Raw genomic sequence first — 8,132 nt, 5'->3', positions numbered from 1 at the left:
CGGATTTTCTCATATAACCGGTGGCGGAATTATTGGTAATACAAAACGGGTGATACCTGAAGGATTATCGATAGAAATGAATTGGGATAGCTGGCAAAGACCTGCTATTTTTGATTTAATTCAGGAGACGGGCAATGTTGGTGAAGAGGATATGCGACAAACATTTAATTTAGGTATTGGCTTGATTGCAGTTGTAGATCCGGATTCGCTGAATGATGTAAAAAAGATTTCTGATAAACTGGGAGAAGAGATATTTGAGATTGGCTCAGTAAAATGACCAAGACTGTCTAAACCATAACGAGAATAAAAGATTTTAGTAATATGGCTACTGTAAAACTACTTGAACTGGCTCACGGCCGCAGCGGAGATAAAGGAAATGGAAGTAATGTCGGGATTATTGCACGTCATCCAGACATTTATGAATTTCTAAAAAAAGAGCTTACTGCAGATAGGGTAAAAGAGTATATGAAACACATCTGTAAAGGTGAGGTTGAGCGCTTTGAAATGGATAATATCGGAGCACTGAACTTTATTCTAAATGAGAGCCTTGGTGGTGGTGGAACCGTTTCTCTGAAACTTGATGCACAGGGGAAAACTCATGCCTCAACCCTTTTACGCATGGATATTGATGCACCGGAAGAGCTGATTGAGAAAGCAAAAGCTACTCATTGATAAATATCAGTAAATACATCAAAGAGGAAAAAGATTACAGGAATTTATACACTGGATCAGGAATTGTTTTTATGAGGAATCCTGAATCCTATTAATCCATTCCGGTATTGAAACGGTCTCTCAGCTCCTGCACATAAACTCCAATGTTATTTCGAATTTCGAACAGTCGGTTATGAAATTCAAAATAAAGCTCGCTATCCAATAATTTTCCATTCTTTAATCTTTGGAGATTCAGAAGGGCTTCATTTGCACTATAGAGCGCTTTCTTAGTGTAGGCAATGTTACCACCTAACACATCCAGATCGAAGCCAAATGAATAGCCACCGGCGAGTTTTGCTGAGATGATAAGAGTATTACTAACAAAGTCGTGAACTGGTTTCGACTGATAGTGTGGGTTTATTGACTCACCCCATTTCAGTACATCCACGGCAAAATTTCTGGATTCTTTGTAAACAGATAAATTTTCAATGGAACCAAATTCATCCATTGAATAATCCTCACTTAACTCTTTCCAGCTCTCTCCGCTTTCGTAATCGTCTACGTCATCCTGGTCGAACGGAAAATCTTCATCAAGAAAGAAGAAATCATCATCATCCCACTCATCTTCATCATCTTCCCAGTCGTCTTCATCTTCAGGAAAATAGGCGTCATCTAAAAGAAGCTCTTCTTCGATAAAGGTTTCCACTGCATCCAGCTCATCTATACTCTCCTGGAGAAGAATAAGCCAGCGAGGGGTGTTACCGTTAGGGTCAGAAGTGATGAATCGGCGAAGTTGTTCGCTTCTTTTCTCGATCTCGTTTAGGTGAGACTCCCACTGAAATTCATTCCAAATGGGGCCGTCGTCAAAATCGTGAAAGCTCATACGCAGTGACGTACTAAAGAATTATAGGTTATTGTATTTAATTAAAAAACAGGATCAAATACAAGTATAAAAATACGACTTTTTGTATTAAAAGTAACTACAAGAACGGGATGGATTTGAGTTTCTTATCAGTCTGAAATAAATTAATTAAGAATATGATAATTAATGTTTTAAAGCTTTTCGAGAACTTTAATAATAACTTTGGTCATTTTAGGTTCAGCCATGCCGGCTGCTTCCAAAATATCTTCCAATACAACTGGCTGGAGCGAGTCAGGAAAACATTCATCAGTAATTACTGAAATACCAAGTACTTCCATACCCATATGGACTGCCGAAATGACTTCAGGTATGGTACTCATTCCAATTACATCAGCACCAATAAGCTTTAAAAAACGATACTCCGATTTTGTTTCAAGCATGGGTCCGCTCATGGCTGCATAAACACCCTGATGCATAAAAATATTTTCTTCGAGAGCCACAGTTTGAGCAATATCTACCAGCCGTTCTGTGTATGGTTCACTCATGTCTGGAAAGCGTGGGCCCAGTTCATCATCATTAGGACCAATAAGCGGATTATCCCCTAAAAGATTTATGTGATCTTTGATTAGCATAATATCGCCACGGCTGTAGTTGGAATTCAAGCCGCCGCTCGCGTTGCTCACAAAAAGAGTATTGGCACCATTTTCTTTTAAAACACGAATTGGAAATACAATTTGCTGCATTGTATACCCCTCGTAAAAATGAAACCTACCCTGCATGGCAACCACTTCTTTACCTCCAAGGTGACCAAATAGAAGTTTTCCTGCATGACTTTCTACAGTAGAGACAGGAAAATGGGGTATTTCATCGTAAGGGACCTCAGTTTCTATATCCATCTCATCTGCCAGCTGTCCCAATCCTGTACCTAAAATCAGCATATACTCCGGCTTCATTTTGGTCTTAGACTGAATATGCTGCAGTGCTTCATTGCGATTCTTTCGAAATGTTTCTACTGATTCCATTTTAACTTGATGGTTTGGTGTACAATTTTTTGTAAGAAAAAATAAGAATAATACTCAGCTTCAAAGGTTCAATTGAACTGTCAATTTAGTTAGATCAAAATGATAAAGTTAATCCAGTTCATCTAAGATGTCATCAAGAGACTGAGGTACTTTAGAGGCTGATGATGTATCATTTTCATCAGATTCGTCAAATTCAAACTTCTTCTTTTTAGAAGATAATTGTTTCTCGCTTTCGGTTTCTTCAAGCTGTGGTTCTTTTGGAAGACGAAATAGTGATGCTTCGTCTTTACTGAACTGGCTGAGTGAATCTGATGCAATATCTAAATAGGACTTTATTCCACTGATGATCTCTTCGCGTCTGTCGAGTAATCTTAATATGCTTTGGCGTATCTGTTGTCTCTGTTGGTGAGCTTCCCGAACAATCGAATCAGCTTCCATCTCTGCTTTTTCAATAATATTAAGGGACTCTTTCTTGGCTCCTGTTAACTTTTGTTCAGCGCTATCTTTAGCGGTTTGAAGTGTTTCATGGAGAGCTTCTTCCACCCGCTCATAATGCTTTAGCTTGTCATCCATCTTATCAATCTGATTTTCAAGCTCTCGCATTTTTCCAACCATATGCTCCCACTCGCTAGCAATCAAATTCAGGTAAGCGTGCACTTCTGCGGTATCATAACCACGTAGTGATTTTTCGAACTGCTGTTGTTTTATTTCAAGGGCGGTGAGCTTCATCGGTTGTGATCCCATAGTTTGGTTTGGATATACAAATTATAATTAACAGACTAAAGAGTATGTGAAACAGGTATTCTTAATGAAAATAACGATTACTGATTTAACATGTTTTTCAGTTTACCGCCATCTGTCCTATTTTCATCCTCTTTTCTCCTTTCATCATCTATTTCTATCTCTATTGCACTTTTACGTTCCGTCTTTTTTTCTGCCTTTTTGTTGTTTTTTGATGGTAATGGATCGTCGCCGGAAACAATGGCTTCCAGATTTTGAAGTCGTCTGTCGGTATTCTCTTTAAATTCTCGTAGTGCGGCCAAAAATTCTTTGTTATCCGCCACACTCCCACTGTTTTTTCGCTTAATTGCAGCTTTAATAATACTGCCAACGGTTGCTATAAAAACAATAGCAACTACACTCCCAAAAATGATACTCAAAACTGCTAATTCATCTCCACCCATATTTAATCACCTTTTTCCTTAGCTAAATTAGAAACTTTCTGTTGGTTTTCGTTTTTGATCTGTTCATCCCTATCCATTTTAATCCGATCCAAAGGATCAGAAGCTTTTGATTTGAACTCTTCAGGATCACTAGCTGCAATGGCTTCAAGATTTTCTATGCGTTTTTTCATTTGATGAACTAATGTTCGAATCTCATCCAGATCCTCTGCTGTTTTAGACGATTTATCCTGCCACTTTAGTTTGTTTTTTTGATAATCAATAATGTACCCGCCAATAATTGCTGCAAGAGCAACTATAATCCATCCAAAAGCACTCATAAACACATAAATTTTGATTTAAAATAATAAATCCCAGACAGAGAGTGTCATTATAACGGAATGATTTTTTATTAGTTGCGTTCTCCAAAAATGGCAGTACCAACCCGAACCATGGTAGAACCCTCCTGAATGGCAACTTCAAGGTCATTGGTCATTCCCATCGACAGGTGTTTCAGGTCTACCGATCCCTTACTTAAATGTTGATGGTCATCGCGCAATTTTCTTAAAAGTTTAAATTCAGGCCGAACAACATCCAGATCATCCGTAAATGTAGCCATACCCATCAATCCTCGAACTTTCGTGTATTTTAAATTCTGAGCATATTTCAACATGCCTTCCAGTTGTTTCGGGTCACAGCCACTTTTTTGATCTTCCTCACTTATGTTTACCTGAATTAATACGTTAATCACACGATTTATTTCAGACGCTCTTTTTTCTACCTCCTTAAGAGCTTTCTTTTTGTGAATGGATTGGATCCAGTTCACTCTTTCAACCATATATTTAATTTTATTGGTCTGTAGATTACCTATAAAATGCCATATAGCCGCAGGATTTTTAACAGACTCCATTCGGTCCTGCAAGGCTTTTGCTCTGTTTTCACCAAAGTGATAATGACCGTTTTCAATAAGCTTAAGAACATCTTCATCCGGTTTGGTTTTACTTACGGCAACCAACATAATTTCATCAGGAGCGCGACCGCAATCGTTACAGGCATTTTTAATTTTTTTCTGAACCTGCTCGTAACGCGAAATAATATCTGTATTCATAAATATCAGTTATTTTTATCAAAAATATTTTCTCTTTACACTGATAAGTAAGATAAGCTTGAAAACATTTCAAAAAGTAATTGAAAACACAAATAAAACTGAATTTAGTTTTTTAATGGGTTAAAAATAATCGTATTTTGTAAGCCTGTGATAAAGATTATGATACATCAGCAAATATCTTACATAAAGGGTATAGCGGGTTCTTTCCTTCCGGCAGAGAAAAAAGCACATCAAATGAACGGAGGTTATAAGATTTGAATACTCAGGTTCGCCATATAACAGATTTTATGCATCAATGGGCTCCTCCCGGCATAAAGATGAGTTATGATAATGTGGGACTTTTAGTTGGCGATCCCTCTACTTCTGTATCCAGGGTATTAGTGTGTCTTGATGTAACAGAAAAAGTTGTTGATGAGGCGTTGGAAAAAAAATGTGAACTTATTGTTTCTCATCACCCCCTTATTTTTAAAGAAATTTCCAGCATTAATCCTACAGATGAGCAGGGCCGAATCATTTACAAAATGATTCGCAATAATATTGCTCTTATGACTGCCCATACAAATCTGGATGCAGCACTTGATGGGGTTTCATTTGTATTAGCAAATAACCTGGGACTCGATAATCTTCAGTTTCTGGATAAGAACTATAATATTAGCCGGAAAATTTCTCTGATAACCAGCACAGATGATACTAAAGCTGTATTGAAACTACTTAACTATTTCTCGGCCGAAGAGGCTCACTTTTTTAGCGTTGATAACCGTAAAGAGGGTCAATACTGTTTTGAAGCTACAATAGATAAACAGAATGTAAATCAATTACGTGGCGCTTTAGAACAGGAAGGATTGCTTAAGAAAGGAAGTTTCCAGGAAATGGAGCTTACAACACCATCCAACAATTTTGGGATGGGGGTTACGGGCGATTATCCTGAAGAAGGAATTGCCATGGACGAATTTCTACACTTGATCTGCAGGGCACTGGATGTGCCATCCGTTCGATTTTCCGGTAAATCTGATCGAATTAAAAAAGTTGCCGTATGCGGAGGAGCAGGGGTATTCTTGAAGGAAAAAGCGATAAATGCCGGAGCAGACGCTTTTGTTACCGCAGATATTAAATATCATGACTATTTCACAGAAAAGCAGGAGTTCCTGCTTGTTGATGCCGGACACTACGAAAGTGAATTTCCTGTAGTGGAGGCCATCCGAAAAGAACTTTCTGAAGCTTTTGAACACCTATCCGTAGATGCAACCGAAACGGTAACCAATCCAATGAAGGTCTACGTCACCGATTTTGAAAATAAAAACATCTAAACTTCTCTATATAAAGATATGCAAGAGGTACTTCAACAATTAGCCAATTTACAGTACATCGACAGTCGAATAGACGAGATCAGACAACTTCGCGGCGATCTCCCTGAAGAAATTCTTGATATTGAAACGAATATTAATCGATACAATGCTCGTATCAATCAGCTTGAAGAAGAAGCCGACAGCCTGAAATCTGAAAAGAAAAAGTTGGAAGTAGGTATTGAAGAGTCTTTGGATAAGACTAAAAAATACGAAGAGCAACAGCTTACAGTACGCAACAATCGAGAGTACGATGCTTTAACCAAGGAGATTGAAGCACAGAAAACATTTGTTGAAAATGCTGAATCCAGGTTGGAAGAGATCGCAAAACGTCAGGAAGAAGTAGAAGCTGAACTTGAAACAAATAAAGAGAAGCTGAAAGAGACGGAAGAGCTCCATGCAGAAAAAAAAGTAAATCTGGACAAAGTCGTAGAAAGCACAAAAGAGGAAGAAGAAAAGCTTCTGGAAAAACGCGATGAGCTCGAAGAAGAATTGGATAGTCGCTATGTGAGAAGCTATAATCGCTTGAGAGATGGACTTGCCAACGGAATGGCTGTTGTTGCGATGGACAGGGGAGCCGCTCACGGAATGGCTTTACCTCCGCAAACACAGGTTGAAGTTCGCAGAAAGAATAAAATTATTATTGACGAGAACAGCGGACGTATTGTTGTAGATCCCTCCTTCTTTGAAGAAGCAAAAAAGCAGCTTAAAGTTTAGATATATACTCGTTAAAAATATTTGATGATTATACGTTTATAGTAATTCTAAACGTTAACATAACATCGTTTTAACGTGTAGATTTCCGGACAATCGCTTTCCGACTTTTCGGGAAGAGGAAAGTCCGAACACCAACGAGAACCGTGCTTCCTAACAGGAAGGTCTCTTTAACAGAGGACAGCCAGTGCCACAGAAAACAGACAGCCTTTCCGGTTTTGCCGGAAGGGTGATGGTGAAAAGGTGAGGTAAGAGCTCACCGCCCTCAGCGGTAACGCCGGGGGGCAGGGTAAACCTCACGGGGTGCAAGTTCACGCAGGCTGTGTGCCTCTCGTCACTATACAGCCGGGTAGAACGCTTGAGCTTTGGAGTGATTCAAAGCCTAGACAAATGATTGTCGTCCCGATTTTTAGGGATACAGAATTCGGCTTATAGGAAATCTTTACGAACTTTAAAGGCTATTGGAGTATTATCCAGTAGCCTTTTTTGTTATTGAAGAAAAAAAAGAAGATTTTAGGAAACAAGTTAGTGAATAATAAATACCAATATTTTAGGTTATAGACCTATAATAATCAATAATAAATAATAGATATACTACATGAAGTTTTTTAAAAGCCTAAGTATCGCACTGATAGCCATCCTTTTTGGAGCAGGTTCACTGTTTGCCCAGGTGCAACAACAAGCGCCACCGCAACAGCAACAACAAATGCCTGATCTTCCATCAAATGATGATGTAAGTGACGAAGAGATCGAAATGGTTGCAAGTGCAATTAACGAATTGGGTCCAATTCAAGTTGAAGCTCAAGAGAAAATGCAGGAAGCCGTAGAAGAAGAAGACATTACTTTCGAGCGTTTTCAGCAAATGATGATGGCCATGCAGAATCCACAAATGGCAGACGAAGTGAATGTAACTGACGAAGAGATGGCAACACTTCAAACTCTGCAGCCAGCTCTGATGGAAATTCAGTCTGAAGCAGACGAAAAAATGGTTACTAAAATTGAAGAGAATGGTCTAACCACCGAACGATATCAAAATATCGTAATGGCTGCTCAGCAGGATGAAGAGCTCAGAGCTCGTGTTGAAGCACTTCTTGACGAGAACGAAGGATAAAAACCTGATTCATTTCAGAATTTAAACAAAAAGGCTGTTGTGATAAACAACAGCCTTTTTTTATATGTAAACTTTCTGAAGCTTTTACTTAAAGGTTTACGTTGTACGAACCTTTAATCTTGCGATCCAATTCCCGCCGTACATCCTTCTGTTTGATGTCT

Annotated in this window: 11 protein-coding genes and 1 other RNA gene; 6 read left to right on the top strand and 6 right to left on the bottom strand. The window is 38.6% G+C overall.

The annotated features are described in order from the left end of the window. Both ACESM0_RS10625 and ACESM0_RS10620 read left to right on the top strand, forming a co-directional pair. On the top strand, positions 1 to 277 hold a 277-nt coding region (locus ACESM0_RS10625), incomplete at its 5' end, for an AIR synthase-related protein (protein WP_372906190.1). Positions 278 to 321: 44 nt separating this feature from the next. Then, entirely contained in the window at positions 322 to 672 is a 351-nt protein-coding gene (locus ACESM0_RS10620; RefSeq protein ID WP_372906189.1) for a hypothetical protein, read from the top strand. 91 nt (positions 673 to 763) lie between these two features. Here ACESM0_RS10620 and ACESM0_RS10615 read toward each other — a convergent pair whose 3' ends face one another. The 6 genes from ACESM0_RS10615 to ACESM0_RS10590 all read right to left on the bottom strand — a co-directional run bounded on the left by ACESM0_RS10615 (position 764) and on the right by ACESM0_RS10590 (position 4,803). Beyond that, positions 764 to 1,534: a hypothetical protein gene (locus ACESM0_RS10615; protein WP_372906188.1), complete on the bottom strand. Its 771-nt coding sequence runs from the start codon at positions 1,532 to 1,534 to the stop codon at positions 764 to 766. 170 nt (positions 1,535 to 1,704) lie between these two features. Next, positions 1,705 to 2,535: a purine-nucleoside phosphorylase gene (locus ACESM0_RS10610; protein WP_372906187.1), complete on the bottom strand. Its 831-nt coding sequence runs from the start codon at positions 2,533 to 2,535 to the stop codon at positions 1,705 to 1,707. Positions 2,536 to 2,643: 108 nt separating this feature from the next. Then, positions 2,644 to 3,279, bottom strand: coding sequence for a DivIVA domain-containing protein (locus ACESM0_RS10605; protein WP_372906186.1), 636 nt, complete (start codon positions 3,277 to 3,279; stop codon positions 2,644 to 2,646). A gap of 77 nt (positions 3,280 to 3,356) precedes the next feature. Beyond that, positions 3,357 to 3,719 carry a hypothetical protein gene (locus ACESM0_RS10600; RefSeq protein WP_372906185.1) on the bottom strand — a complete coding sequence of 121 codons (363 nt, stop codon included), beginning with the start codon at positions 3,717 to 3,719 and terminating at the stop codon, positions 3,357 to 3,359. Positions 3,720 to 3,721: 2 nt separating this feature from the next. Beyond that, on the bottom strand, positions 3,722 to 4,036 hold the full coding sequence (locus ACESM0_RS10595; RefSeq protein ID WP_372906184.1) for a hypothetical protein: 315 nt from the start codon (positions 4,034 to 4,036) through the stop codon (positions 3,722 to 3,724). Between the two features lie 71 nt (positions 4,037 to 4,107). Continuing rightward, positions 4,108 to 4,803 (bottom strand): YggS family pyridoxal phosphate-dependent enzyme, encoded by a 696-nt coding sequence (locus tag ACESM0_RS10590; protein WP_372906183.1) that lies wholly within the window; start codon positions 4,801 to 4,803, stop codon positions 4,108 to 4,110. A 254-nt stretch (positions 4,804 to 5,057) separates the two neighbouring features. Here ACESM0_RS10590 and ACESM0_RS10585 point away from each other — a divergent pair, with 254 nt between their 5' ends. The 4 genes from ACESM0_RS10585 to ACESM0_RS10570 all read left to right on the top strand — a co-directional run bounded on the left by ACESM0_RS10585 (position 5,058) and on the right by ACESM0_RS10570 (position 7,971). Then, positions 5,058 to 6,110: a Nif3-like dinuclear metal center hexameric protein gene (locus tag ACESM0_RS10585; RefSeq protein ID WP_372906182.1), complete on the top strand. Its 1,053-nt coding sequence runs from the start codon at positions 5,058 to 5,060 to the stop codon at positions 6,108 to 6,110. Between the two features lie 18 nt (positions 6,111 to 6,128). Next, positions 6,129 to 6,863, top strand: coding sequence for a zinc ribbon domain-containing protein (locus ACESM0_RS10580; RefSeq protein WP_372906181.1), 735 nt, complete (start codon positions 6,129 to 6,131; stop codon positions 6,861 to 6,863). Between the two features lie 77 nt (positions 6,864 to 6,940). Beyond that, an RNA gene (gene rnpB, locus ACESM0_RS10575) (RNase P RNA component class A) lies at positions 6,941 to 7,308 on the top strand. A gap of 150 nt (positions 7,309 to 7,458) precedes the next feature. Beyond that, positions 7,459 to 7,971 carry a DUF4168 domain-containing protein gene (locus ACESM0_RS10570; RefSeq protein ID WP_372906180.1) on the top strand — a complete coding sequence of 171 codons (513 nt, stop codon included), beginning with the start codon at positions 7,459 to 7,461 and terminating at the stop codon, positions 7,969 to 7,971. Positions 7,972 to 8,132 lie beyond the last annotated feature (161 nt).

The organism is Rhodohalobacter sp. (assembly GCF_041686455.1).
Taxonomy (GTDB): domain Bacteria; phylum Bacteroidota; class Rhodothermia; order Balneolales; family Balneolaceae; genus Rhodohalobacter.
Note: the sequence above shows the minus strand (reverse complement) of the source record. Positions and strands in the feature narration are given on the sequence as shown.